Annotated in this window: 21 protein-coding genes, 1 tRNA gene, 2 rRNA genes and 1 pseudogene (1 of these 25 cut by a window edge); 12 read left to right on the top strand and 13 right to left on the bottom strand. The window is 62.3% G+C overall.

Annotation, left to right across the window (positions count from 1 at the left end):
- Positions 1-59: 59 nt before the first annotated feature.
- Positions 60-968 (bottom strand): SDR family oxidoreductase, encoded by a 909-nt coding sequence (locus LGH82_RS24430; protein ID WP_227345190.1) that lies wholly within the window; start codon positions 966-968, stop codon positions 60-62.
- Between the two features lie 96 nt (positions 969-1064).
- Here LGH82_RS24430 and LGH82_RS24425 point away from each other — a divergent pair, with 96 nt between their 5' ends.
- Positions 1065-1643, top strand: a complete 579-nt coding sequence (locus LGH82_RS24425; RefSeq protein WP_227345189.1) for a TetR/AcrR family transcriptional regulator — start codon at positions 1065-1067, stop codon at positions 1641-1643.
- A gap of 60 nt (positions 1644-1703) precedes the next feature.
- Here LGH82_RS24425 and LGH82_RS24420 read toward each other — a convergent pair.
- Positions 1704-2918: pseudogene (locus LGH82_RS24420) on the bottom strand (MFS transporter).
- Between the two features lie 184 nt (positions 2919-3102).
- Here LGH82_RS24420 and LGH82_RS24415 point away from each other — a divergent pair.
- Positions 3103-4089 carry an AraC family transcriptional regulator gene (locus tag LGH82_RS24415; RefSeq protein ID WP_227345188.1) on the top strand — a complete coding sequence of 329 codons (987 nt, stop codon included), beginning with the start codon at positions 3103-3105 and terminating at the stop codon, positions 4087-4089.
- A gap of 87 nt (positions 4090-4176) precedes the next feature.
- Here the strand turns inward: LGH82_RS24415 and LGH82_RS24410 are convergent, their stop codons facing one another.
- From LGH82_RS24410 to LGH82_RS24385, 6 genes are all read right to left on the bottom strand, one after another.
- A complete protein-coding gene (locus tag LGH82_RS24410) occupies positions 4177-5262 on the bottom strand; it encodes an ABC transporter ATP-binding protein (RefSeq protein ID WP_227345187.1) in 1086 nt (361 codons plus the stop codon).
- Positions 5263-5309: 47 nt separating this feature from the next.
- Positions 5310-6413: an ABC transporter ATP-binding protein gene (locus LGH82_RS24405; RefSeq protein ID WP_227345186.1), complete on the bottom strand. Its 1104-nt coding sequence runs from the start codon at positions 6411-6413 to the stop codon at positions 5310-5312.
- Positions 6410-6631 carry a hypothetical protein gene (locus tag LGH82_RS24400; RefSeq protein ID WP_227345185.1) on the bottom strand — a complete coding sequence of 74 codons (222 nt, stop codon included), beginning with the start codon at positions 6629-6631 and terminating at the stop codon, positions 6410-6412. Before LGH82_RS24400 ends, LGH82_RS24405 begins: the two co-directional genes overlap by 4 nt.
- Complete coding sequence (locus LGH82_RS24395) at positions 6628-7587, bottom strand: carbohydrate ABC transporter permease (protein ID WP_227345184.1); 960 nt, start codon at positions 7585-7587, stop codon at positions 6628-6630. Before LGH82_RS24395 ends, LGH82_RS24400 begins: the two co-directional genes overlap by 4 nt.
- Before the next feature lies 1 nt (position 7588).
- Positions 7589-8494 carry a carbohydrate ABC transporter permease gene (locus tag LGH82_RS24390; protein ID WP_227345183.1) on the bottom strand — a complete coding sequence of 302 codons (906 nt, stop codon included), beginning with the start codon at positions 8492-8494 and terminating at the stop codon, positions 7589-7591.
- A gap of 67 nt (positions 8495-8561) precedes the next feature.
- Positions 8562-9878 carry an ABC transporter substrate-binding protein gene (locus LGH82_RS24385; RefSeq protein WP_227345182.1) on the bottom strand — a complete coding sequence of 439 codons (1317 nt, stop codon included), beginning with the start codon at positions 9876-9878 and terminating at the stop codon, positions 8562-8564.
- A 75-nt stretch (positions 9879-9953) separates the two neighbouring features.
- Between LGH82_RS24385 and LGH82_RS24380 the strand changes: the two genes are divergently transcribed.
- Positions 9954-10154: a hypothetical protein gene (locus tag LGH82_RS24380; protein WP_227345181.1), complete on the top strand. Its 201-nt coding sequence runs from the start codon at positions 9954-9956 to the stop codon at positions 10152-10154.
- A gap of 81 nt (positions 10155-10235) precedes the next feature.
- Here LGH82_RS24380 and LGH82_RS24375 read toward each other — a convergent pair whose 3' ends face one another.
- Positions 10236-10910 carry a TetR/AcrR family transcriptional regulator gene (locus LGH82_RS24375; protein ID WP_227345180.1) on the bottom strand — a complete coding sequence of 225 codons (675 nt, stop codon included), beginning with the start codon at positions 10908-10910 and terminating at the stop codon, positions 10236-10238.
- Positions 10911-11214: 304 nt separating this feature from the next.
- Between LGH82_RS24375 and LGH82_RS24370 the strand changes: the two genes are divergently transcribed.
- The 3 genes from LGH82_RS24370 to LGH82_RS24360 are packed head-to-tail and all read left to right on the top strand — an operon-like array spanning position 11215 to position 13710.
- Positions 11215-12411, top strand: a complete 1197-nt coding sequence (locus LGH82_RS24370; RefSeq protein ID WP_227345179.1) for a Tm-1-like ATP-binding domain-containing protein — start codon at positions 11215-11217, stop codon at positions 12409-12411.
- Positions 12412-12422: 11 nt separating this feature from the next.
- Complete coding sequence (locus LGH82_RS24365; RefSeq protein WP_227345178.1) at positions 12423-13289, top strand: phosphoenolpyruvate hydrolase family protein; 867 nt, start codon at positions 12423-12425, stop codon at positions 13287-13289.
- Between the two features lie 4 nt (positions 13290-13293).
- Positions 13294-13710, top strand: coding sequence for a cupin domain-containing protein (locus tag LGH82_RS24360; protein WP_227345177.1), 417 nt, complete (start codon positions 13294-13296; stop codon positions 13708-13710).
- 185 nt (positions 13711-13895) lie between these two features.
- On the opposite strand, the gene LGH82_RS24355 is transcribed toward LGH82_RS24360, so the two are convergent.
- Positions 13896-15086 (bottom strand): M24 family metallopeptidase, encoded by a 1191-nt coding sequence (locus LGH82_RS24355; RefSeq protein ID WP_227345176.1) that lies wholly within the window; start codon positions 15084-15086, stop codon positions 13896-13898.
- Positions 15087-15451: 365 nt separating this feature from the next.
- Between LGH82_RS24355 and LGH82_RS24350 the strand changes: the two genes are divergently transcribed.
- From LGH82_RS24350 to LGH82_RS24325, 6 genes are all read left to right on the top strand, one after another.
- A complete protein-coding gene (locus tag LGH82_RS24350) occupies positions 15452-17062 on the top strand; it encodes an ABC transporter substrate-binding protein (protein ID WP_227345175.1) in 1611 nt (536 codons plus the stop codon).
- A gap of 285 nt (positions 17063-17347) precedes the next feature.
- Complete coding sequence (locus LGH82_RS24345; protein ID WP_227345174.1) at positions 17348-18334, top strand: ABC transporter permease; 987 nt, start codon at positions 17348-17350, stop codon at positions 18332-18334.
- On the top strand, positions 18331-19161 hold the full coding sequence (locus LGH82_RS24340) for an ABC transporter permease (protein ID WP_227345173.1): 831 nt from the start codon (positions 18331-18333) through the stop codon (positions 19159-19161). Before LGH82_RS24345 ends, LGH82_RS24340 begins: the two co-directional genes overlap by 4 nt.
- Positions 19158-20180 carry an ABC transporter ATP-binding protein gene (locus LGH82_RS24335; protein WP_319799890.1) on the top strand — a complete coding sequence of 341 codons (1023 nt, stop codon included), beginning with the start codon at positions 19158-19160 and terminating at the stop codon, positions 20178-20180. Before LGH82_RS24340 ends, LGH82_RS24335 begins: the two co-directional genes overlap by 4 nt.
- A complete protein-coding gene (locus tag LGH82_RS24330) occupies positions 20177-20953 on the top strand; it encodes an ABC transporter ATP-binding protein (RefSeq protein WP_227345172.1) in 777 nt (258 codons plus the stop codon). Before LGH82_RS24335 ends, LGH82_RS24330 begins: the two co-directional genes overlap by 4 nt.
- Before the next feature lie 95 nt (positions 20954-21048).
- Complete coding sequence (locus LGH82_RS24325) at positions 21049-21846, top strand: hypothetical protein (RefSeq protein WP_227345171.1); 798 nt, start codon at positions 21049-21051, stop codon at positions 21844-21846.
- A gap of 244 nt (positions 21847-22090) precedes the next feature.
- On the opposite strand, the gene LGH82_RS24320 is transcribed toward LGH82_RS24325, so the two are convergent.
- From LGH82_RS24320 to LGH82_RS24310, 3 genes are all read right to left on the bottom strand, one after another.
- A tRNA-Met gene (locus LGH82_RS24320) sits at positions 22091-22167 on the bottom strand.
- Between the two features lie 240 nt (positions 22168-22407).
- Positions 22408-22522, bottom strand: a 5S ribosomal RNA gene (gene rrf, locus LGH82_RS24315).
- Between the two features lie 156 nt (positions 22523-22678).
- A 23S ribosomal RNA gene (locus LGH82_RS24310) occupies positions 22679-23807 on the bottom strand (it continues 1686 nt past the right edge of the window).

Raw genomic sequence — 23807 nt, 5'->3', positions numbered from 1 at the left:
AGCGATCTCAGGAAAGTATGCAGCCGTTTCCGTTCGGAACCGCGCAAGAACCACCTACTCTACCGGTAGCCTGTCGCATCGGCAGGCTTGCCGGCATCCTGGACCTCCGGAACATAGCGCCACGCGTCGGGCCGTGAGCCGTCGAGATCGGTGAAACCGTAGACTTGCGCCAACCCGCCGCTGGACAGCGACTGCCCGTTCCATCGCGAGCGATCCGGATCCGCCGCCAACGCCGCAACGGCGCGGCCAACAAAGCGTGGCGTTTCGGAGATGACGAAATGCGGCACATTGGCCGTCGCGTCGCGCCAGTTGTCCTCGCGGACGCCGTAGAACTCCAGCATCATTTCCGAACGCATCCAGCCGGGCGTCAGCGACACGGAGGTGGCGCCATGTTTTGCGAGGTCCTTGGCATGGGTCCATGCCATGCGCGTCACAGCCACCTTGGCGAGGTCGTAGAAGGGCGACAGCCGGTAGTGGTCGGCATTGTATTCGGCGGTACCGTCCGTGACTTCGATCAGCAGTCCGCCCGGCCGCTCGATCATCAGCGGCAGCGCATGGTGCGCGGTGATCAGATGCGTGTCGATGCCCAGGCGCAGCATGCGCAAGCCATTCTCCAGATTGTGATGCCAGACTGGCTTGTCCCATTCGAACAGCTTTTCGCCGCCCCAGATGTCGTTGACCAGGATGTCGAGACAGCCCTGTTCCGCCCGTATACGCTCGACCAGCCCGCGCACGTCGTCAGCCACCAGATGATCGACCTGAATGGCGATGCCCGTGCCGCCTTGCGCCGATACCATCTCGGCCGTCTCCTCGATTGTTTCGGGTCGGGCATAGTCGGACTGGTGGGCGCGCGTGGTCCGTCCTGTGACATAGACAGTGGCACCGGCAGCACCGAGTTCGACAGCTATGCCCCGCCCGGCGCCTCGTGTCCCGCCCGCGACCAGGGCAACTTTTCCTTGCAACGTCATTGAACTCTCCCAAAAACGAAACCATCGATGAGCCGGGCTAGCCCGCGCCGCTCGTATCATATATAAATGATCATTCGGTTATATTTGGATGTCAAGATGACCCGACCAAAAACCCAGTCCGACGAGCAGGTGCTGGAGTCCGCGCTTCGGTTGATGCACGAGCATGGACCGGAAGTGCTTACCTTCGAGCGACTGGCAAAGGCTTGCGGTCTGTCAGGCGCGACGCTGGTGCAGCGCTTCGGGAACAAGGCGCGATTGAAGCAGCGCACCCTGCTGCACGCCTGGGACGGCCTCGACGACAAGACCAGGACGCTGGCGGCAACCGTCCCCAGAACCCCGGCCGGGGCGATTGAATTGCTGGTGGCGCTGTCGCGGGGATATGGCGGCATCGAATCCTATGCCGAAGGCCTGCTTGTGCTGCGCGAGGATCTGCGTGATCCCATGCTCAGGGCGCGGGGTGCGGCCTGGAAGGCATCCTTGTGCACTGCTCTTGCAGCTTGCTTCGCGGACACTCCCAGCCCGCCGCAAGACATTGGCCTGTTGATGGCATCGCATTGGCAAGGCTCACTGCTGTGGTGGAGTTTTGAGCCGACAACCGAAGTGTCTGACTATGTCGAGCACAGCCTGAACCGCTTCGTCGCCGCCATCAAAACGACAGCGGCCCGAAAACCGTAATGGTTCTCGGGCCGCCGAGTATGTCCGCGGTATTCTGTTTGTTGCCGCCGATGGAGACGCCTACACAGCCTGCTTCGGCCCGAGCAGGAACACCACGACAGCCGCCAGCAGTGTTGCTGCCCCGCAATAGGCGAAAGCACTGGCGACGCCGGCATGATCGACGAGCAGCCCGCCGAAGACGGCGCCCATCGCGATCGCCACCTGGAACGTGGCGACCATCAGCCCGCCAGCGCTTTCGGCCTGATCGGGCGCCTCACGCACCAGCCAGGTCTGCAGCCCAACCGGCACCGCGCCGAAGGCAAAGCCCCAGACCGCGACCGCCGCAGCCGATACCGGCGGCGAAGCACCCATCACCAGCAGCGAGATGGCCGCCAGCGCAATCAGCAACGGCGCCAGCGCCACGGCTGTCTTGAGGCTGCGCTCAGCCATGAAGCCACCGGCAAGATTGCCGAAGAACCCACCGACGCCATAGGCCAGCAGCACAAGCGAGATTGTCTGGATATCAAACGCGGGAACCTTTTCCAGGAACGGACGGACATAGGTGAAGCCGGCAAAGTGCCCCGAAGCGACCAGCAGCACGACCAGCAGCGCCACCCGGATCGACGGCCGCTCCAGCACTTCGAGCAAGGTGCGGAAGCTCGCCACACCGACAGGCAGCAGCTTCGGAATGGTGGCCACCTGTACTAATAGCGCCAGCGCAGCGACGACTGTCGCGATCATGAAGGCCGTGCGCTAGCCCCAAATGTCGCCGACATAGGCGCCGACAGGAGCGGCGGTGACGGTGGCCAGGGAAACGCCGGTCAGGATGATCGACATGGCGCGTGGCATCAGCCGCATCGGCACAAGCCGCAGCGCCATCGCCGCCGACATCGCCCAGAAGCCGCCGAGCGCGACGCCGAGCACGACGCGGGCAAGCAGAAGAACGGTCAGCGATGAGGCAAAAGTGGCCAGAAGGTTGGACAGGATCAGGAACACAGTCAGCATCCACATCACCAGCCTGCGGTCCATGCGCCTGGTCATGATCGCCATGGTCGGCGCGGCGATCGCAGCGACGATCGCGGTCGCCGTCACCGCTTGTCCGGCCACGCCTTCGCTGACGCCGAGATCGCGCGCCATGGGTGTCAGCAAGCTGGCGGGCAGGAATTCCGCCGTCACCAGACCAAATACGCCGAGTGCAAGCGAGACCACGGCACCCCATGCCGGCTCGGTTCGCTCAGCGGAGTCTTCGGGATTCAGAAGTGTGGCGTCGATGACGCCTGTAGAGGGGTCGGCCATGGTCAGTCTCCGGTCTGTTCGCAGTGCCACATAGGGAATGACCGGTCGGGGGTTCCACCCGTTACATGCCTTGCCATCGCGGCTTGGCAGTATGGCCGGTCTCCAGCTTGTTTGCACCGCAGCATTTGGCTGCACCGCAACATAGGGAGTGATCAACTGGAGTTTCCATGCTAGAAACCCCATTATGTTTGACCGTTCGTCCAAAATCCCGATCACCGGCGACCCGCTGACGGACATACTGCGCGGCTTGCGTCTCGATGGCGTCGAGTATGGCCGCTGCGAACTGAAGGAACCCTGGGGCATCCAATTCCCGGCGCATCCGGCGGCGCGGTTTCATTTCATCGGCCGCAAGGGCTGCTGGCTGAAGCAGCCGTCCGGCGAATGGGTGGAGCTCAATGCGGGGGATGCATTGCTGCTGCCGCGAGGTGCTGCCCATGTGCTCGCCAGCGAACCCGGTGCGCAGGCCTGGCCAATTCACAGCTACAAGCGCGAGGAGGTCTGCAAGGACGTTTACTGCACGTCGAATGCGGAGATGTGCGACAAGAATTGCCAGCCGGGAACGCTGTTGTTCTGCGCCAGCATGTATTTCAACCTCGATGGCCTGCATCCCCTGCTCGGCATGATGCCGGACGTGATGCGCACGCATGAATTGGAAGCCTATGAGCCGGGCATTCCGCATCTGCTGGAGGCCATGGCGCGCGAAGTGACCATGGAGCGCGTCGGCTCCAGCGGCATTCTGGCGCGGCTGGCGGATGTGCTTGCCGCCACCGTCATCCGCTCATGGGTCGAACGTGGCTGCGGCGACGCGTCTGGCTGGATCGCGGCGGTGCGGGACCGCGAGATCGGGCGCGTGCTGGCCGCCATCCATATCGAGCCGGACCATGACTGGACGGTCGAGTCCCTGGCCCGGATGATGGGCGCCTCGCGCTCGGGCTTTGCCGAGCGTTTCGCCACCATCGTCGGCGAAACGCCGGCAAGATATGTCACGCAGGTCAGGATGCATCAGGCGCGGCAATGGCTGGTTCGCGACCGGATGAAAATCTCGGTCGTTGCCGCACGTCTCGGCTATGAATCGGATGCCGCCTTCAGCCGTGCCTTCAAGCGCGTCATCGGCTCGGCGCCCAGCCACCTCCGCGCCGAGGAACAGGCTGATATCCGGCACGCCAATTGAGCGATACGGCTGATGCATGTTGCCCAAAAGTGCGCAGCGGTTCTGGGGTAACGACATGCATGAAAACAAAGACTGAAGCGGTCCGCTTCAGCCGGCATGGCGCAGACTGATGCCGCTGCCCTTGTCGAACAACACCACCTTGTCGGGGTTCCAGGCAAAGCGCACCGGCTGCTCGATCGTGACATCGGTTCTGGCCGGCACCGTGGCGCGCAGCGTCGTGTCGCCGACGCGCAGCGTCAGGATCTTCTCGACGCCATGGTTCTCGACATCGTGGACGCGTGCCTCCACCGGCGCACCGCTCTCGAGATAGACATCCTCCGGCCGGATGCCGAAGACGAGTGGGCGACCGTCGGTCGCCGCACTCGCCTTGGCTCCCCCCGAAAGCGGCAGCTCGAAATTCAGCGGCGCCATCACCGCGCGGCCGTTCACAAGCTTGCCGTCGATGAGGTTCATCGGCGGCGAGCCGACGAAACTCGCCACATAGGTGTCGCGCGGATTGTTGTAGATCTCGTGCGGCGTGCCCGTCTGGATGATGCGGCCATGGTTGAGTACACCGACCTTGTCGCCCATCGACATCGCCTCGATCTGGTCGTGGGTGACGAACAGAAAGGTGGCGCCGAGCTGGACCTGCAGGTTCTTCAACTCGGTTCGCAGCGCCTCGCGCAGCTTGGCATCCAGCGCCGACAGCGGCTCGTCCATCAGGAACACGCGCGGCTTGCGCACGATGGCGCGCCCGATCGAGACGCGCTGCATCTCGCCGCCTGACAGCCGGTCGGTCTTGCGGTCGAGCAGATGCTCGATGCGCAGCGTCCGGGCGGCGCGGTCGACGCGGTCCTTGATCTCGGCATCGGGCAGCCTGCGGATCTTCGGCTTCAGCGGAAACTCGAGATTTTCCCGCACCGTATAGCGCGGATAGAGCGAGTATTGCTGCAGCACCAGCGCCACGTCTCGCTCGGCCGCACCCCTGTCGGCGACGTCAACGCCATCGATGAAGACCTGGCCTTCCGTCGGCTTTTCCAGGCCGGCGATGAGACGCAATGCGGTGGTCTTGCCGGCGCCCGTCTCGCCCAGAAGGACGAAGAACTCGCCATCGGCTATGTCGAGGTCGAGCCCGGTCAGCGCCGTGTGGTTGCCGAATTTCTTCGAGATGTTCTTGAGCTGGATATGGGCCATGGTTCAGCGCGTCTCCGCTCGGCGTTGGAGAATTGTGCAAAACGCCATCACAGTCTCACACCAAGTGACTTGCCGCTTGCCGTGTCGAAGAAATGCGCCTGCGTCGGATCGATCCTGGCAAAGACCTTCTCGCCGGGGCCGGAGATGAAACCGCTCCTGGTGCGCGCGCGCAGCGTCTTGGACCCGACCTTGAGGTCGACGATGTCGAAGGACCCGAGCGGCTCGACGATCTGCGTCTCGACGGCCATGAACCCCTCCGTTGCATCGTGTCGAAGGATGACGCCCTCGGGCCGGATGCCGAGCGCGAGCTTGCCGCCCGCGTGGCCGTTGAGCTTCGACAGCAGCGCGCGCGGGAACTCAAAACCGGCGGCGGCACCGCCCACGGTCACCGAGGCGGAGGAGGCCTTCTCGGCCACCGCCGCGTCGGCGACATTCATGACCGGGCTGCCGACGAACTGCGCGACGAACAGGTTCGCCGGGCGCGAATAGACCTCGTCTGGGGTGCCAACCTGCTGCAGCACGCCTTCATGCATGATGACGATGCGGTCGGCGAGGCTCATCGCCTCGATCTGATCGTGCGTCACATAGATGGTGGTCGAGCCCTGCTTGATGTGCAGCCGCTTGATCTCGGCCCGCATTTCCTCGCGCAGCTTGGCGTCGAGCGCGCCGATCGGCTCGTCCATCAGCATCGCCTTCGGCCGCCGCACCAGCGCTCGGCCAATGGCGACGCGCTGCATGTCGCCGCCGGAAAGCGCCGACGGCTTCTTCGCAAGTAGCTCCGTGATCTGCAGCGTCTTGGCGACCGAGCGTACTTCCTGGTCGATCTCGGCCCGGCTCTTGCGCGTCGCCTTCAGCGGAAAGGCGATGTTCTCGTAGACGCTCATATGCGGATAGAGCGAGAACGACTGGAAGACCATGGCGATGTCGCGGGCAGCCGCCTTCAGATGCTGCACCGGCTTGCCGTCGATAAGGATATCGCCCTCGTCGATCGTCTCCAGCCCGGCAATGGCTCTCAGCGTCGTCGTCTTGCCGCAGCCCGACTGGCCAAGCAGGACGATGAACTCATTGTCGGCGATCTTCAGGTTGAGGTCCTTGATGACCTGGACGGCGCCGAAGAACTTCTGCACGCCCCGGAGTTCGATCTGGGTCAATGCTGTGCTCCCGAATTTCGTACCTGGCCGGTGGCGGCATCTTCCTCCGGCGCGATCTTCGAGGTGATGTTGAAGCCGATCAGGCCGATGAGGATGATGGTCAGGCCGTAGCTGTGCAGCAGCATGTTCCAGGGCTGGCAGAGCGCGACGATGCCGAGCACCATCAGCACCTGCGAACCCGGTTCCAGATATTTCCGGTTGATGGCGCGAAAGCTCATTTGCGGATCGCTCCGAAGGACATGCCGCGCAAAAGGTGATTGCGGAGCAGGAAGGTGAAGATCGCGACCGGCAGCAGGAACAGGAAGGTTCCAGCCGCGATCACCGTCCAGTCCGGCAGGCCGGAGCCGACCTGGCTGGGGATGAAGGGCGGCGCGGTCTGGGCGCGGCGGTTGGTCATGATCAGCGCGAAGGCATATTCGTTCCACGCCGTGATGAAGCAGAAGACGGCGGTGGCGGCGATGCCGGTGGCGGCCTCGGGCAGCACGATCTTGAAGAAGGCTTCGATGCGCGTGTAGCCATCGACGAGTGCTGCTTCCTCATACTCCTTGGGGATTTCATCCATGAAGCCCTTCATCAGCCAGACCGAGAAGGAGAGGTTGAAAGCGGTGTAGAGGATGATCAGGCCGATATGGGTGTCGTTGAGGCCGACCATCCGGTACATCAGGAACATCGGGATAGCGACGACGACAGGCGGCAGCATACGTGTCGACAGGATGAAGAAGAGCAGGTCCGCCTCCCCCTTCACCTTGAAGCGCGAAAAACCGTAGGCGGTGAACGTGCCCATGCCGACCGCCAGCACCGTCGAGGTGATGGCGATGATCAGCGAGTTCATGAAGCGGCTCGGATAGCCCGACCACTGCACCTCGCCCTTGCCGTCGCGCACGATCTTTTCGCCGCCGTCGAAGACGACGCGTTCCCACCATGGGGCCGCCGCGTATTCTTCCGGTGTTGGCGGCGTGCGCAGCTGCGAGCGCTTGGTGAACAGTTTCACGAAGGGCGATATTTCCGGCTGGAAGACGACAGTCGGCGGGATGGTGGTGGCGAGATTGCGTGGCTTGAACGCCGTCGAGGCGATCCAGTAGATCGGCGCCAGGAAGATGATCGTCACCAGCAGAACGGCGACGATGGCGACGCGGTTGAGCGTGATTTCGGAAGAAGTGCGCACAGCAGCCATCTCAGCGCTCCTTCACCTTGTTCAGATACTTCACGTAGATGTTGGTGATGGCCAGCACCATGATCAGCACGATGTAGGCGAGCGCGCAGGAACGCCCCGTCTGCCATTCCTGGAAGGCCATCTTGTAGAGCCGGATCGAGATCAGTTCGGTCGTCGGCTGGCTGGTCAGGATGTAGGCGAGATCGAAGGTCTTGAACGCTTCCATGGTACGGAAGATGACCGCGATCATCAGGATCGGCGCCACCAGCGGCAGCGTGATGCGGAAGAAGGTGTAGAACGGCCCGGCGCGATCGATCGCGGCGGCCTCGTAGAGATGCTTCGGCACCGCCGACAGCCCGGCCAGCGACAGCAACATGACGAAGGGCGACCACATCCAGATATCGGTCAGCGCGACGGCGTAGAGCGCCATCTTGGGATCGGCCAGCCACTCGAAATTGCCCAGCCCAAGGAAGTAGTTGATGACGCCCCATGATGGATCGTAGAGCAGCTTCCAGAACAGGCCGACGACGGCCATCGACAGCATCATCGGCAACAGCAGCAGCGTCGTGATGAGACCCTTGAGGGGAATATCCCGGTTGAGCAGCATGGCCACGCCGAAGCCGACCAGCAATTGCCCGACCACCGAAACGATGACGTATTTGGCGGTGATCGCGAAATTCGACCAGACATAGGGGTCGTTGAGCAGGTCGCGATAGTTCTGCAGCCCGACGAAGTTGGCCGGTGCATTGGTCGACGCCCGGAAATCGGTGAAGGAATAGCCGAGCGAATAGATCAGCGGAAAGATGTTGAAGACGATCAGGAACAGAACCGTCGGGATGATGAAGAGATTGCGGATGGAGATGTCGCTCAAGCCCCGTGCGGCGGCGCGTGAGGACCTGTCGAGCGTGGTGATCATCGTGGTCGCCAAGACCCTGCTCCCGTTTCAAAAAAGAACGGAGGAGGCAAATTTTGCCCCCTCCGCGGGACATGAATGATTATTGGACGCGGCCGTATTTCTTGAAGGTTGCGTTCCAGTCGCCCGCCAGTGCGTCGAGCGTCTCCTTGGCGGTGCCGTCGCCGCCGATCATGTAGGGATAGATGCGCTGGTTGAGCTGCTGCAGCAGTTCGGCATATTCCGGCACCGCCCAGAAGTCCTTCACCTTGAACATGGTCTCGTAGAAGGCCTTGTTGTAGGGCGTGGCGTTCTGGAATTCGGCCGACTTCAGCACCGCCTGGCTGCAGGTGTAGCCGCCGAGTGCCGCCCACTTCTTCTGGGTATCATCCTTGATGAACCATTCCAGGAACTTCATCGCCTCTTCCTGCTTCTGCGAGTAGGAGACAACGGAGATGCCCTGCCCGCCGAGCGCCGCGAACTGGTCGCCGTGCGGCCCGGCCGGGTTGGCGAAGAAGCCGGTGTTCTTGGCGTTGGGGTTCGACGCCTCGTTGATGAGCGAGGGGAAGAACGCGAAGAAGTTCATGCTCATCGCGGCCAGGTTTTCGGTGATCGCCTGGTTGTCTTCGACGAAGAAGGTCTTGGCCCAGCCCGGAGGGGTGAACGTGTAGAGCTCCTTGTAGGCGTCGAGCGCGGCGACCGCCTTGTCCGAATTGATGTGACCGTCGACCTTGTAGGTCGCGTAGTCGCCCAGTTCGCCGCCATAGGAGAACAGCGCGTTCTCGAAGCCCATGGCCATCGCGTCATAGGAATTGTCGGTGTAGATCGCGATGCCGTACCGTTTCTGGTCTGGTCTGTAGAAGAATTCGGCGATGTCGCGGAGCGCCTTGAAGTCCTTCGGCACGTCGAGCTCGTAGCCGTATTTTGCCTTGAAGGCCGCCTTTTCCTTGGGATCCTCGAACCAGTCCTTGCGATAGGACCAGCCGACAGCGTCACCCTCGAGCGGGATCGCCCAGTACTTGCCGCTGTTGCCGGGATATTCCGCGTAATATTTCACGGTCGCCGGTGCCATGACGTTGCCGAGATCATGCTTCTTGAAGAAGTCGGTGAGGTCGACATAGTGGCCACCGGTTGAGCCGGCGCCGAGCCATTGCGAGTCGCCGACGACGAGGTCATAGGCGTCGCCATGGGCGTTGAACTCGGTGAAGGCCTTGGTCTGGAAATCGGCCCATGGCGTCGTTTCCACCGTGATTTTGACGCCGGTTTCCTTCTCGTACTCGTTGCCGAGTTCCTGCAGGTAATTGGCCGGATCCCACTCCGCCCAGAAGATGGTAAGCGATTTTTCCTGCGCATGGACGGACGTCCCGCAGGCAAGCGTCAGGCCGATACCAGCGAGAACGCTGGTCACTAACTTGCGCATAATCATTTCCTCCCTTGTGCGCATTCTACCGTATCGAGAGAGCTGGCAACGGAGCCGGCCCTGGTAGTTCCTCCCATGATCGCGCTTTCCGGTTTGGGCCTCCTCGCCTATCCGGAAATGGATCGCAATTTTTCACTTCGATCCGTTTTTTCTTTTCTGATCTGGTATTACCAATTTGAGGTAGGCGTCAAGCGCTTTCTTGAATCGAGCCATGAAGCCAAACAGCACAAACCAAGCAGTATCGCGCTGTTTTTCTTTAATTTTCCTACTGATTGATACAGGGAAGCCTTGCCCTGACCGCCACATTGCAGCTATCGTCAGGTGCCGGCGTGGAAATCTGGTCGAACCAGATAGGCGTTATTTTATGCCTTTCGACGACCCGGGCCTCTCACCTTCGCTCGCCGATTCCTCCATGGCTCCACGCACCAGCGCGCCAGCCGCCCATTGGGCGACGGACATCGTCTCGCGACTGTCCAGGCCCCAGATGTCCTTCAGCACGATGAGTACTTCGACGCCGAAGATCAGCGACAGTGCCTGCCCTAGGCGATTGAATTCGGCTGGCGGCAACCTGTCCTTGAGGGGCTCGATCGCATCCTTCAGCAACGCGACGCGGTGGCCGCGCGTAAAGGCAGGCTCAGCGCCCAGCGTGCCTGCCTGGCGCCGGGCCCATTGGTCGAGGGAAAGCTTCAGCGCCGCCTTGAACGTCGCCTCGAAGGCCTCGATGCGCGGCATGGCGGTATCGAACAATTCGGCCACCCTGCGCTCGGCATCGATTGACGTTGATTGCCAGGTGAGAATCGGCCCTAGCCCCTCGTCGACCACCGCCTGGACCAGGGCTGCCTGACTGGGGAAGTAGCGATAGGCCGTGGCGCGTGAGACTTCCGCCGCCTCGGCAACCTCGCTGACCGAAGGCGTGGCGCCGGCCTGCATCAGTCTCGTCGCCGTCTCCAGCATCAGCCGTTTTGTCCGCGCGCGGGGTCCGCGCTCGGCACCTGCACTACCTGTTACGGCTTGTTGACGTGAGATGGTCATATCAATACGATACGCACGTCTCAAAAATTTGCAATGACCTTCCCCCTTTTCGGAGTGGTTACGTTGACACTCTACGGCGCCCCCCTCTGTCCTGCCGGACATCTCCCCCACTTGGGGGGAGATTGGCCGTCATCACCGCTTTCGCCAATCGCCAGCGTCGCGGAAGAGGCCCCGAGGCCGAGGCCAGCCGATCTCCCCACCGTGGGGGAGATGTACGGCAGGACAGAGGGGGGCGCCGTAGGGCACTCAGTTCTCATGCTCTAGACAGTGCAACGGCCGAGCCTGCCAGCAGGGGAGCGCTCTCATGAAGCGCATCTATGTTGTGGGCACCGCCGACACCAAGGGCGAGGAACTGGCCTTCCTGGCCGATGCGATCGCGGCCACCGGCGCCGCCGTTTCCCGCGTCGATGTCGGAACACGCGACGCAACTATCCCCGTCAACATCACTGCCAAGGAAATTGCTGGCCATCACCCCGAGGGCGCCAATACCGTGCTCGGCAGCGATGACCGAGGCACCTCGGTCGCCTCGATGGGCGTCGCCTTCGCCCGCTTCGTTCAGTCACGAAACGACATTACAGGTATCATCGGCATCGGTGGCGGCGGTGGCACCTCGATCATCACATCAGGCATGCGCGCGCTGCCGCTCGGCCTGCCCAAGGTCATGGTCTCGACGCTCGCCTCCGGCGACACCGCTCCCTATGTCGACGTCTCCGACATCATCATGATGCCCTCGGTCACCGACATGGCCGGGCTGAACCGGTTGTCCCGTGTCGTGCTGCACAATGCCGCCCAGGCGATGTCAGGCATGGCGGCCAACCCGGCGCCGCCGCCCGACGGCAAGCCGTCGATCGGCCTCACCATGTTCGGCGTCACCACGCCCTGCGTGACCGCCATCGCCGACCAGTTGCGCGACACCTATGACTGCATGGTCTTCCACGCCACCGGCACCGGCGGCCGCAGCATGGAAAAGCTGGCCGACAGCAGCCTGCTGTCCGGGATCATCGACATCACCACGACCGAGGTGTGCGACCTGCTGCTCGGCGGCGTGCTGCCGGCGACCGACGACCGTTTCGGCGCCATTGCCCGCACCGGCCTGCCCTATGTCGGCTCGGTCGGCGCGCTCGACATGGTCAATTTCTGGGCGCCGTCGACCATTCCGGAACACTTTCGCGGAAGGCTTTTTTACGGACACAACCCGAACGTTACGCTGATGCGCACCACGGCCGACGAATGCCGGCAGATCGGTGAATGGATCGGCACAAGGCTCGCCCTGTGCGAAGGTCCGGTGCATTTCCTGATCCCGGAGAAAGGCGTCTCGGCGCTCGACATCGAAGGCGGCGCCTTCTTCGATCCCGAGGCTGACGCCGTCCTGTTCAACGCCATCGAGCGAACGATCAAGCCAAATGCCACCCGGCGCGTCACGCGCCTGCCGCTGCACATCAACGACCCTGAATTCGCCGAGGCTGCAACATCAGCCTTTCTCGACATCGCCAGACAGTGAGATCCAGAAACATGCCAGCCATACCGCGCAAGGACATACTGAAGAAATTCCGGGGAATGATCGACAAGGGCGTGCCGATCGTCGGCGGCGGCGCCGGCACCGGCCTGTCGGCCAAGGCCGAGGAGGCCGGCGGCATCGACCTGATCATCATCTACAATTCCGGCCGCTACCGCATGGCCGGCCGCGGCTCGGCCGCCGGCCTGCTCGCCTATGGCAATGCCAACGAGATCGTCAAGGAGATGGCCTACGAGGTGCTGCCGGTGGTCAGACACACGCCCGTGCTGGCCGGCGTCAACGGCACCGATCCCTTCGTCATCATGCCGCTGCTTTTGGCCGAGCTGAAGACGATGGGTTTTTCGGGCGTACAGAATTTTCCGACCATCGGCCTGTTCGACGGCAACATGCGGCGGAGTTTTGAAGAGACCGGCATGGGTTTTGGGCTCGAGGTCGACATGATCGCCGAGGCACACAAGCTCGACTTGTTGACCACGCCCTATGTGTTCAATCCCGACGAGGCGCGCGCCATGACGAGCGCTGGCGCCGACATCGTCGTCGCCCATATGGGCGTGACGACAGGCGGCTCGATCGGCGCGACATCGGCCAAGTCGCTCGACGACTGCGTCGTTGAGATCGACGCCATCGCCAATGCCGCGCGCTCGGTGCGCAAGGACGTCATCCTGCTTTGCCATGGCGGCCCGATCTCGATGCCCGACGACGCCCGCTACATTCTCGACCGCTGCAAGGGCCTGCACGGGTTTTATGGCGCGAGCTCGATGGAGCGGCTGCCGGCGGAAGCCGCGATCGCCAGGCAGACGGCCGATTTCAAGGCCGTCACGTTGCGCGACCCGAAGACCGTGGCGAAGAAAAAGAAGGGGTGAGACGATGACCGACAAGAGCAAGGTATTTGTCTATCCGAAGGACGTCAGTGCCTTCGGCTTCGACTGGGGGAAATTGTCACTGACGGTGGCTCCGGAAGTGAACGGCGCGACCCGCTTTTCCGGAGGCGTCGTCGACCTGCCCTCCGGCAAGGGCCACACGCGCCACAACCATCCTGGCGCCGAGGAGATCATCTTCGTCATCTCCGGCAATGGCGAACAGATGGTCGAGGACGAGAACGGCAATCCGGTGGTCGAGAAGGTCGGCCCCGGCTGCACCATCTATGTGCCGGAAAGCCGCTTTCACTCGACGCTCAACACCGGCGACGGTCCTATGCGGCTCTTCGTCGTCTATTCCCCGTCAGGACCGGAACTCGGCCTGCGGAAACTGCCGGATTTCAGGTTGCTGCCGGCTGGGGAGTGACGAACTTATTCTAGGGTAGCGCCGCCCCTCATTGTCCTGCCGGACATTTCTCCCCGTATAGTGACGGAGAGAAAGAAGCTGTCACCTACGGTTTCGCCAATCGGCAACGTTGGGGGTGCTTTCTTCTCCCCGTTCTACGGGAGGAAGGTGGGCAGGCGGATGAGGGGCCGCGCCAGCCTGCGTTTCTATAAGGCCCCACCCCTGTTCCATCCCCGGCCCCGATCACCAAACATCACGTATCCGCTCTCGGTAACAGCAACCGTATCCTCCAGCTTGATGAAGCCACGCGTCGGGTGAAGCATGGTCGTCTCGACCGACAGCACCATGTTCTTTTCCAGCGGCCTGGCCGCATAGGTGCCTTCATAGGTGACCGGATGGTTGGTCATCAGGAACGGCGCCTCGTGCGTGATCAGCCCCATGCCGTGGGCGAAGAAGTCGGTATAGGCGGCGACCTTCGAGGCCTTCAGCACGCCCTGCGCATGAGAAATCATGTCGCCGCCCAGCATGCCCGCCTTGACCTTCGAGAACGCCGCCTGCTGCACCGTCTCGACCTCGGCCAGCAGGTCCTCCAGCTCGGCGTCCGGCTCACCAAGGATACCCATGCGGCAGAGGTCGCCGATATAGCCGTGATAGTTGCCGCCGGAATCGATCGACAGCACCTCGCCCTTCTTCCACGCCTGAGGTGAGGCGGCGCGGTTGTGGCTGGAGCCCAGCGTCAACAGGCAATATTCGAAATGGATGCCGCGATTGGTTTCCTCGCGCCGAAGCTGCTCGATGATCTCGCTCTTGGTTGTGCCTTCACGCGCCCAGGCAATGGTCGCCAGCATGGAATCGGTGATCAGCTCGGAGGCGATGCGCAGCTTCTCCAACTCGGCATCGGTCTTGATGGCGCGCATGCGTTCCAGCATATCGGTGGCATCGATCAGCTTGGCATCCGGCAACGCCTTGCGGATTAGCGTATAGGCGTCCGACGGCAGAAAGCCCGGCTCTATGCCGATGCGCGCGCCCGCCTTGCCGATCTTCCGCAGATGCTCGACAGCCAAATTGGCCGCGTCGAGCGTGCCCCAGCAGGCGGCATGCAGCGTCGGCGTCCAGAACGGGTTGTTCTGGTGCTCGCCGCCCTCCATGCGATTGCCGATATAGGCGGCGTTATCCGGCCCGCCCTTTTCGTAGACGACGATCGGCAGATAGCGGCTATGGCCGATCGCATCCATGGCGGCAAAGAAGATGAACTTGTAGCCGCCCAGCAGATATTGCGTGTTGTGCTTGGAGGTGGCGAGCAGCACATCGATGCCCGCCGTCTCCATCAGCTTGTCGACCCTTGCCTGGTCGAACGGGATAGTGCCGACAGCATTCTTGCCCGGAGCAATGTTCATCTCTCTCTCCCTGAATTGCCGGGATCGCCGGCTGTTCTGCCCGCGATCCCCCAGCCATGGGTCAAATCTGCATCATTTCGGCCACTCTGGTCCAGCCAGAAATGCGCGAAATGGCGTCGAAGGACCATAAGCAGATCGGAACTCTTCACATATCCCGCCCTCTGGTCCTACCAGATTATCAGATTGACCCGCTCCGTCTAAACTGGTCCAGCGGACGGAAATTTCAAAGCCAAGCGAGGATGCGCCAATTCCGTCTCTGGCGAAAGCCTCGGCAAGGTTCATAATCGGGTCCGCATGGATGCGACCTTGGGGATTGTCCATGGATGATATGTGGCCTTGCGCGGCCGATAGAGGGGAATTGAGTGATGTCGGAGTTCAGGATTTCGCGCCGCACGGTGCTTACGGGTTCAGCCATGCTGCTGGCCTCCACCGCCATGCCGACCTTCGGCTGGACGCAGGCGCCGAAGAAGGGCGGCCGTCTCGTGCTGGCCGCGGATTCCGAACCGCGCAACCTCAACCCCGCGATCGTCGCCTCCAACGGCGTCTTCTTCATCTCCAGCAAGATCGTCGAAACACTGGCCGAAGCGTCCTTCACCGGCAAGGACGGGCTCGACCCACGCCTCGCCATCAGTTGGGAAGGCGCCGCCGATGGACTATCAGTGACCTTCAAACTGCGCGAAGGCGTCAAATGGCATGACGGCAAGCCCTTCACCTCCGCCGACGTCGCCTTCTCGGCGCTGCAGATCTGGAAGCCGCTGCAGAACCTCGGCCGCACCGTGTTCAAGGATCTCACCGCGGTCGACACACCGGACGACCTCACCGCCGTGTTCAAATTCGCCAAGCCGACACCGTTCCAGCTCATCCGCAACGCCTTGCCGGCGCTGAGCAGCGTGGTGCCGAAGCACATCTACGAAGTCGGCAAGATCGAGGACAATCCGGCCAACAATGCCCCGATCGGCACCGGGCCGTTCAAATTCGGAGAATACAAGGCGGGTCAATACTATCGGCTGACGAAGAACACGGATTATTGGGGCCAGGACGAGCCCTATCTCGACGAGATCATCTATCAGGTGCTGCCGGACCGGACGTCGGCTGCAAGCGCGCTCGAGGCCGAGGAGATCCAGCTCGCTGCCTTTTCCGCCGTGCCGCTGGCCGACCTCGACCGCATCTCCAAGGTGCCTGGCCTCAAGGTGATCTCCAAGGGCTATGAAGGCCTGACCTATCAGTTGGTGGTCGAGATCAACCATCGGCGCAAGGAACTGGCCGATCTGAAAGTACGCCAGGCGATCGCATATGCCATCGACAAGGATTTCGTCGTCAAGACGGTGTTCCTCGGTTACGCCGCGACCGCCACCGGCCCGGTGCCGAAGAACGATCCGCAATTCTACACCGCTGATGTCCCGACCTATGCCTTCGACGTCGCCAAGGCCAACGCCTTGCTCGACGAAGCCGGCTACAAGAAAGGCCCGGATGGCAACCGTTTCTCGCTGAAACTTTTGCCGGCTCCCTATTTCAACGAAACCAAGCAGTTCGGCGACTATCTGCGCCAGGCGCTCGCCGCCATCGGCATCGACGCCCAGCTGGTCAACAACGACTCGGCCGCCCACATCAAGGCCGTCTACACCGACCACGCTTTCGACCTCGCCGTCGGCCCGCCGGTCTTCCGCGGCGATCCGGCGATCTCGACCACCATCCTGGTACAGAGCGGCATTCCCGATGGCGTGCCCTTCTCCAACCAGGGCGGCTACAAGAACGACGCGCTCGACGCGCTGATCACCAAGGCGTCCGAGACGCTCGACACGGCTGCACGTACAGAGCTCTACAAGGAATTCCAGAAGGAGGTGGCCACCGACCTGCCGCTGATCAACGTCGCCGAATGGAGTTTTATCAGCGTCGCGCGCGACACGGTGGGCAACATCGCCAACAATCCGCGCTGGGCAGTGTCGAACTGGGCGGACACGTATCTGGAATCGTGACACATTCGCGCGGATGAGAATTCGCGAAGAAATCGGTGCGGAGACATGGCCTGAGGCCGAGTTCCTTCACACCCCCCTCTGTCCTGCCGGACATCTCCCCCGCAAGGGGGGAGATCGGCAGCTTCATCAAAGGCGCTCTCTTTGCCACCTGAATAGAACGTTGGAGATTGTCGAAAGCAGAGGTGACATCCGATCTCCCCCCTTGCGGGGGAGATGTCCGGCAGGACGGAGGGGGGCGCCTGGACACCGCACTCCTCCCGATCGGCACAGCATCATGCCCTCGCCATGACCCGCGCCCTCATCCTCCTGCGCCGCCGCCTCGTCGGCAGCATCTTCGTGCTGCTGATCGTCGTCATCGGCACCTTCCTGCTGCTCGAGGCAGCGCCCGGCGATGCTGTCGACGCCTACATCGTCTCGACCGGCGGCGACGCCGGCATGATCGAATTGCTGCGCCATCGCTGGGGCCTCGACCAGTCCGAGCTGACGCGGTTGGCCAACTATCTCTGGGCGCTGCTGCATCTCGATCTCGGCCAGTCGGTCACGTTCAATCGGCCGATCCGCGAGGTCATCCTCGAACGCTTGCCCAACACGCTGCTGCTGATGGCCAGTTCCACCGCGCTCTCTTTTGGCCTCGGCTCGGCGCTCGGCATCTATGCGGGTGCCAAACCCGGCAGTGCCCGCGACCGCATCCTGTCCATCGGTTCGCTGGCACTCTATGCGGTGCCTGGTTTCTGGCTCGGGCTGGTGCTGATCGTCGTTTTTGCCGTCGACCTGCGCTGGTTGCCGATCGGCGGCATCGAGAGCCTGGCATCGTCCAAGACCGGTCTGGACCGCGCCGCCGACGTCGCCATTCACCTTGTCCTTCCGGTGTCCGCACTCGGGTTCATTTATCTGGCGCTCTATCTGCGCATGATGCGTGCTGGCATGGCCGAGGTCTGGCGGCTGGATTTTGTCCTCGCCGCGCGCGCCAAGGGCTTGTCGCGCCGCCGCATCGTGCTCGCTCATGTCGCTCGCAACGCCTTGTTGCCGCTTGTCACCATGCTCGGGCTTCAGTCTGCGCAGATGCTGGGCGGCAGTGTTGTCATCGAAAGCGTCTTTTCCGTGCCCGGCCTCGGCCGGCTGGCGCAGGAAGCGGTGGCCGCGCGCGATACCCCATTGCTGCTCGGGATTATTCTTACCAGCGCCGTCCTTGTCGTCATCATCAACCTCCTCGTCGACATCACCTACGCCTTCCTCGATCCGCGGGTCGGCGCCAGCGAGGCCGGCGGATGAGCCCCATCCGACGCTTCCTGCGCACGCCCGAGGCAATCGCCGGGGCGATCATCCTGGCAGCGCTGTTCGCCATGGCGCTGTCCGCGTCGCTGGTCTTTCCCGGCGATCCGCAGGCCATTGCCGGCCCGGCCCTGCTGCCGCCGTTTCAGGACTGGTCGCTGCCGTTCGGCACGGACAGGCTCGGCCGCAATGTACTGGCTGAGCTCTTCCACGGCGCCCGCACCTCGCTGGCGGTCGGACTGGGGGCGGCGGCCGCATCCCTGTTCATCGGCGCGGTGGTCGGCACTCTCGCCGGCTTTGCCGGCGGCCTCGTCGACGAAGTGCTGATGCGCATCACCGACGCTTTCCAGACCGTGCCGAGCTTCCTGCTGGCGCTGGCCTTCGTCAGCGTCGTCGGCCCCTCGCTCGGCGTCGTCGTCGCAGCGATCGCGCTGGGCGCCTGGACCGGTCCTGCGCGCGTGGCGCGTGCCGAAGTCCTCTCCATTCGCGAGCGTGATTTCGTCGCCGGTGCCCGGGTCATCGGCATGCATCCCCTGGAGATCGCCTTTCGCGAGGTGCTCCCCAATGCGTTGCCGCCGGTGCTGGCGCTGTCGTCGGTGATCGTCGCCGCCGCGATCCTCACTGAAGCGGCATTGTCGTTTCTCGGCTTGGGCGATCCAAACCTGGTGACTTGGGGCGGCATGATCGCCGAAGGCCGCGCGGTGCTGCGTACCGCACCGTTCCTGTCAATCATTCCAGGTGTCGCGCTGGTGTTGACGGTGCTCGGCGTCTATCTCGCCGGCGAAGGCATCGTTGAAACGACAGCCGTCAAAAGAGGCCTGTCGTGACGGCCCTGCTTTCCATTCGCGACCTGACGGTGAACTACCGCCGCGACCGCAGTGAGGTGCCGGCGCTCAAGAGCATCTATCTTGATATTGCCGCCGGTGAACGTCTGGCCATCATCGGCGAAAGCGGCTCAGGCAAGAGCACGCTGGCGCTGGCTATTGCCGGGCTGCTGCCGGCCTCGTCAAGGGTCGACGGTCGCATCGATTGGTTTTCGGGACCGCCAGGTTTGGGTGCCAAGGCACCCCCCTTTGTCCTGCCGGACATCTCCCCCTCAAGGGGAGAGATTGCGCTCTCATCTCTACCTTCGCCAATCACCAACGCTGCAGGAGATGAGCCGACAGCGAGACTGCCAATCTCCCCCCTCGAGGGGGAGATGTCCGGCAGGACAGAGGGGTGCCTCATCGAACGCACCCCTCAAAAGTCCATCGCCAGACCGACCCACATCCCCGTCGCCGGCCGCGACATCGGCTTCGTCTTCCAGGATCCGTCAGGCAGCATCGATCCGGTGATGGCCGTCGGCAAACAGATCGCCGAAGTCGCCCACACCCATCTCGGCCTCACATGGCCACAGGCATACGCGAAAGCCAGAACCCTGCTCGAGCGCGTCCGCCTGCCGGACCCCGACTCGGCTATGCGCGCCTTTCCGCACCAACTCTCTGGCGGCCAGAAACAGCGCGTGGCAATCGCCACAGCCATCGCCGCCGGGCCGAAATTGCTCATCGCCGACGAGGCGACCAGCGCGCTCGACACGATCGTGCAGGCCGAGATCGTCCAGCTGATCCGGCAGTTGGTGGCGGAGGACGGCATGACGCTGTTGTTCATCAGCCATGACATCGCGCTGGCGTCGGAGCTTGCGGAACGCATCGCCGTCTTCCGGCACGGCGAGTTGGTCGAGTGCGGCGCGACGGTGCAGATCGTCGAAGTGCCACGCCAGCCCTATACACGCGCGCTGGTCGACGCGCATATCGGCCTCGATGCCGAGCCGCTGCTTGGCCGTCGCGCTTTTGAGACCCCTGCATGAGTTTGCTGGCAGTTTCCAATCTCGCCAAACGGTATCGTCGCGGCGGCAAGACCTTCGCTGCTGTCGATGATGTCACTTTCGCCATCGAACCCGGCGAGACGCTGGCGCTGGCCGGTCCTTCCGGCAGCGGCAAGTCGACGATCGCTCGGCTGGTGCTGCGGCTGATCGAGCCCGATGCCGGCCGCATCGAATTCGAAGGCACCGATTTCCTGGCCTTGACCGGCGCAGCCTTGCGCGCCCGGCGCGCGCGCCTGCAGATGGTGTTTCAGGATCCGCTTGCCGCCTTCAATCCGCGCGCCACCGTGGCTCGTGTTCTCGATGATCCATTGCGCATCCATGGTATCGCATCACGCCACGAGCGTCCGCTCCGCATCGCCGCCCTGCTGGAGCGTGTCGGATTGAGCAGTGCCCTTGCTGGGCGCGCCATCCATGAAATCTCCGGCGGCCAGCGCCAGCGCGTCGCCATCGCCCGCGCCATAGCGACAAACCCGTCGCTAATCGTACTCGATGAGGCGGTTTCCGCGCTGGATGTCTCGGTGCGCGGGCAGATCCTGCAATTGCTGCTCGACCTGCAGCGCGAGGAAGGCATCGCGTACCTGTTCATTTCGCATGATCTCGGCGTCATCCGCGCTGTCTCCCATCGCGTCGTCATCCTCGACGCCGGCAGGATCGTCGAAAGTGGCGATGCACGTACGGTAATCGACGCCCCGCAATCGTCGATCGGCAAGGCGCTGGTGGCAGCGGCGCCAAGACTGAACAGGCAGACCGGATAGGGAGTACCGTCGCGCAGCTGGTGACACGGCAATTGCGGCCTGTTCTGATAGACCAGCCTCGAATCGCGATCCGCCTCGTTGAAGGAAATGCCCCAATGCATGTGATGACGTTGCTGAAAGCAGACATGTTCGACATCGCGATCGACGGAAAGCCCGCTTCGATCGCGCAGGCACTGCCGGACTGGAACGCGCATGACAGGTTCGGCCTCGTCATTGACGACGCCCTAGGCGGCATTGGCGCGACGCATCTACTGCAGATCGCCATGACCGCCTTCTATGATATCAAGCCGAGCCGCCGCACCGCGCTCACTGTCTATCCCGAGATCTACGCCTTCCACATCGGCAAGGGTTTTGGCGCCCATGCGCCCTATGATTTCTGGCCGGCGCGCCGCGAGGTCATCACCTCGCGCGATCACCGCGAGGTCCTGGATGCCATCAACGATCGCGGCATCACCCGGCTGGCCGTTCCCGACCGGCCGCAGAGGGACGTCGTGCATCGCCCGAAGGAGGTGGATGCAGCACTCGACCGGATCGCGTCGGCGTTTGTCTACAGCCCCTCAGGCCGGGTCGCCAATCCCGACCTGATCATCGCCGGCAAGGACAGGCGAACCGAATACAATCCCAACAGCGCCTTGAGGCCGCGCTACACCGACGGCAGGCCAGCTTCGGTTTCGACGGCGGCCAAGCCAGTCAAGGAACTCGATTCGTCCTACCAGGAGTGGCTGCGCAAGCGCGAACATGACATCACGCCGGAGCAACGGGCCTTTGTCGAGGCGCGCCGCGAAGCGCTCCGGGAAAACGGACTGGCCACGGAGTCCTACAGTCGCGTCAGTGTGCTGGAAGCCCTAGCGCGACTGGCCTCAGCCGGCATGTCGGCGGAAAAAGCGGCCTGATTTCGAACCTTCGCCGCATCGCACAATAGCCGATAACGTAAGAATTCGCTTACAGTATCGGGCGACGGCTCCAGATCACCATGCACAAAAACCCCGGCGCAGTGATGCGGCCGGGGTTTTTGATGTCTGATTGCAGGAATTCGAAGCTATCTGCGCCGATAGGGACAGATCCGCGCCGTGCCAAGGCAACGACTATGGCGTTGGAGATAGGGACTTATTCAAGAAGCTGGGAGATAGAAGGGGTTGGTTGCGGGGACAGGATTTGAACCTGTGACCTTCAGGTTATGAGCCTGACGAGCTACCGGGCTGCTCCACCCCGCGCCACCTCAGCCAATCGCTTTGCGATTTGGCATTTGTTGTCCAGCCAATCGCGTTAGCGATTTGGCATTTATTGTCCTGCCAGATCGGTTTGCGATCTGGCATCTGCTGTTCTGCCGATCGCGATTGCGATTGGCTTTTAATGTGCTGCCAATTAGAAAGGGCCGCTTTTGGGGCGGCCCGAGGTTTCCCGATTGGCGGGCCTAGAGTTTGCATAGAGAAGATTGAACGTGCGTTTGGCAGACCTGGCAGCGACTTACTCTCCCACGTCTTGAGACGAAGTACCATCAGCGCTGGAGCGTTTCACGGCCGAGTTCGGAATGGGATCGGGTGCAGCCGCTCCGCCATAACCACCAGGTCGGCAAAACGCACGTTGTTTCGAGAAGCTTTTGGGCGAAGGCGCCATGGGAGACATCGGCAGCGGAGCTGTCGGGTGCCTCTCTGGGCTGTTCGCTGGTCTTATTGTGCTTTTATCACGCTCCCTTTTGGGAGGTGGTGAGCATAAGGAATGAGAACGATCAAGCCGATCGAACTATTAGTACCGGTAAGCTTCAAGCGTTGCCGCTCTTCCACACCCGGCCTATCAACGTGGTCGTCTTCCACGGTTCTCAGGGAATACTCGTTTTAAGGTGGGTTTCCCGCTTAGATGCCTTCAGCGGTTATCCCGTCCGGATATAGCTACCCTGCTATGCGGCTGGCGCCACAACAGGTCCACCAGAGATCCGTCCATCCCGGTCCTCTCGTACTAGGGACAGATCCTTTCAATATTCCTACACCCACGGCAGATAGGGACCGAACTGTCTCACGACGTTCTGAACCCAACTCACGTACCGCTTTAAATGGCGAACAGCCATACCCTTGGGACCTGCTCCAGCCCCAGGATGCGATGAGTCGACATCGAGGTGCCAAACAACCCCGTCGATATGGACTCTTGGGGGTCATCAGCCTGTTATCCCCGGCGTACCTTTTATTCGTTGAGCGATGGCCCTTCCACGCGGGACCACCGGATCACTATGACCGACTTTCGTCTCTGCTCGACTTGTCAGTCTCGCAGTCAGGCAGGCTTATGCCATTGCACTCAGCGAACGATTTCCGACCGTTCTGAGCCCACCATCGCGCGCCTCCGTTACTCTTTAGGAGGCGACCGCCCCAGTCAAACTACCCACCATACATTGTCCCGGACCCGGATAACGGGCCGCGGTTAGACATCCATAGTAATAAGGGTGGTATTTCAAGGTTGGCTCCACCTGAGCTGGCGCCCAGGTTTCAAAGCCTACCACCTATCCTACACATGCCAATACGAATGCCAATGTAAAGCTATAGTAAAGGTGCACGGGGTCTTTCCGTCTAACCGCAGGAACCCCGCATCTTCACGGGGAATTCAATTTCACTGAGTCTATGCTGGAGACAGCGGGGAAGTCGTTACGCCATTCGTGCAGGTCGGAACTTACCCGACAAGGAATTTCGCTACCTTAGGACCGTTATAGTTACGGCCGCCGTTTACTGGGGCTTCAGTTCAGAGCTTGCACCCCTCCCTTTAACCTTCCAGCACCGGGCAGGCGTCAGACCCTATACGTCGTCTTGCGACTTCGCAGAGCCCTGTGTTTTTGATAAACAGTCGCTACCCCCTGGTCTGTGCCACC

Source organism: Mesorhizobium sp. PAMC28654 (genome assembly GCF_020616515.1).
Classification (GTDB): domain Bacteria; phylum Pseudomonadota; class Alphaproteobacteria; order Rhizobiales; family Rhizobiaceae; genus Mesorhizobium.
The sequence above is the reverse complement of the archived record's forward strand: the minus strand, read 5'-3'. Positions and strand labels throughout refer to the sequence as shown.

Coding starts and splice junctions, on each gene's coding strand:
- LGH82_RS24360 (WP_227345177.1), top strand. CDS start 13,294: ATGACCGACAAGAGCAAGGTATTTGTCTATCCGAAGGACGTCAGTGCC.
- LGH82_RS24400 (WP_227345185.1), bottom strand. CDS start 6,631: ATGAGCTTTCGCGCCATCAACCGGAAATATCTGGAACCGGGTTCGCAG.
- LGH82_RS24430 (WP_227345190.1), bottom strand. CDS start 968: ATGACGTTGCAAGGAAAAGTTGCCCTGGTCGCGGGCGGGACACGAGGC.
- LGH82_RS24375 (WP_227345180.1), bottom strand. CDS start 10,910: ATGACCATCTCACGTCAACAAGCCGTAACAGGTAGTGCAGGTGCCGAG.
- LGH82_RS24345 (WP_227345174.1), top strand. CDS start 17,348: ATGACCCGCGCCCTCATCCTCCTGCGCCGCCGCCTCGTCGGCAGCATC.
- LGH82_RS24415 (WP_227345188.1), top strand. CDS start 3,103: ATGTTTGACCGTTCGTCCAAAATCCCGATCACCGGCGACCCGCTGACG.
- LGH82_RS24350 (WP_227345175.1), top strand. CDS start 15,452: ATGTCGGAGTTCAGGATTTCGCGCCGCACGGTGCTTACGGGTTCAGCC.
- LGH82_RS24325 (WP_227345171.1), top strand. CDS start 21,049: ATGCATGTGATGACGTTGCTGAAAGCAGACATGTTCGACATCGCGATC.
- LGH82_RS24380 (WP_227345181.1), top strand. CDS start 9,954: ATGATCGCGCTTTCCGGTTTGGGCCTCCTCGCCTATCCGGAAATGGAT.
- LGH82_RS24370 (WP_227345179.1), top strand. CDS start 11,215: ATGAAGCGCATCTATGTTGTGGGCACCGCCGACACCAAGGGCGAGGAA.
- LGH82_RS24425 (WP_227345189.1), top strand. CDS start 1,065: ATGACCCGACCAAAAACCCAGTCCGACGAGCAGGTGCTGGAGTCCGCG.
- LGH82_RS24340 (WP_227345173.1), top strand. CDS start 18,331: ATGAGCCCCATCCGACGCTTCCTGCGCACGCCCGAGGCAATCGCCGGG.
- LGH82_RS24395 (WP_227345184.1), bottom strand. CDS start 7,587: ATGGCTGCTGTGCGCACTTCTTCCGAAATCACGCTCAACCGCGTCGCC.
- LGH82_RS24355 (WP_227345176.1), bottom strand. CDS start 15,086: ATGAACATTGCTCCGGGCAAGAATGCTGTCGGCACTATCCCGTTCGAC.
- LGH82_RS24410 (WP_227345187.1), bottom strand. CDS start 5,262: ATGGCCCATATCCAGCTCAAGAACATCTCGAAGAAATTCGGCAACCAC.
- LGH82_RS24365 (WP_227345178.1), top strand. CDS start 12,423: ATGCCAGCCATACCGCGCAAGGACATACTGAAGAAATTCCGGGGAATG.
- LGH82_RS24385 (WP_227345182.1), bottom strand. CDS start 9,878: ATGCGCAAGTTAGTGACCAGCGTTCTCGCTGGTATCGGCCTGACGCTT.
- LGH82_RS24330 (WP_227345172.1), top strand. CDS start 20,177: ATGAGTTTGCTGGCAGTTTCCAATCTCGCCAAACGGTATCGTCGCGGC.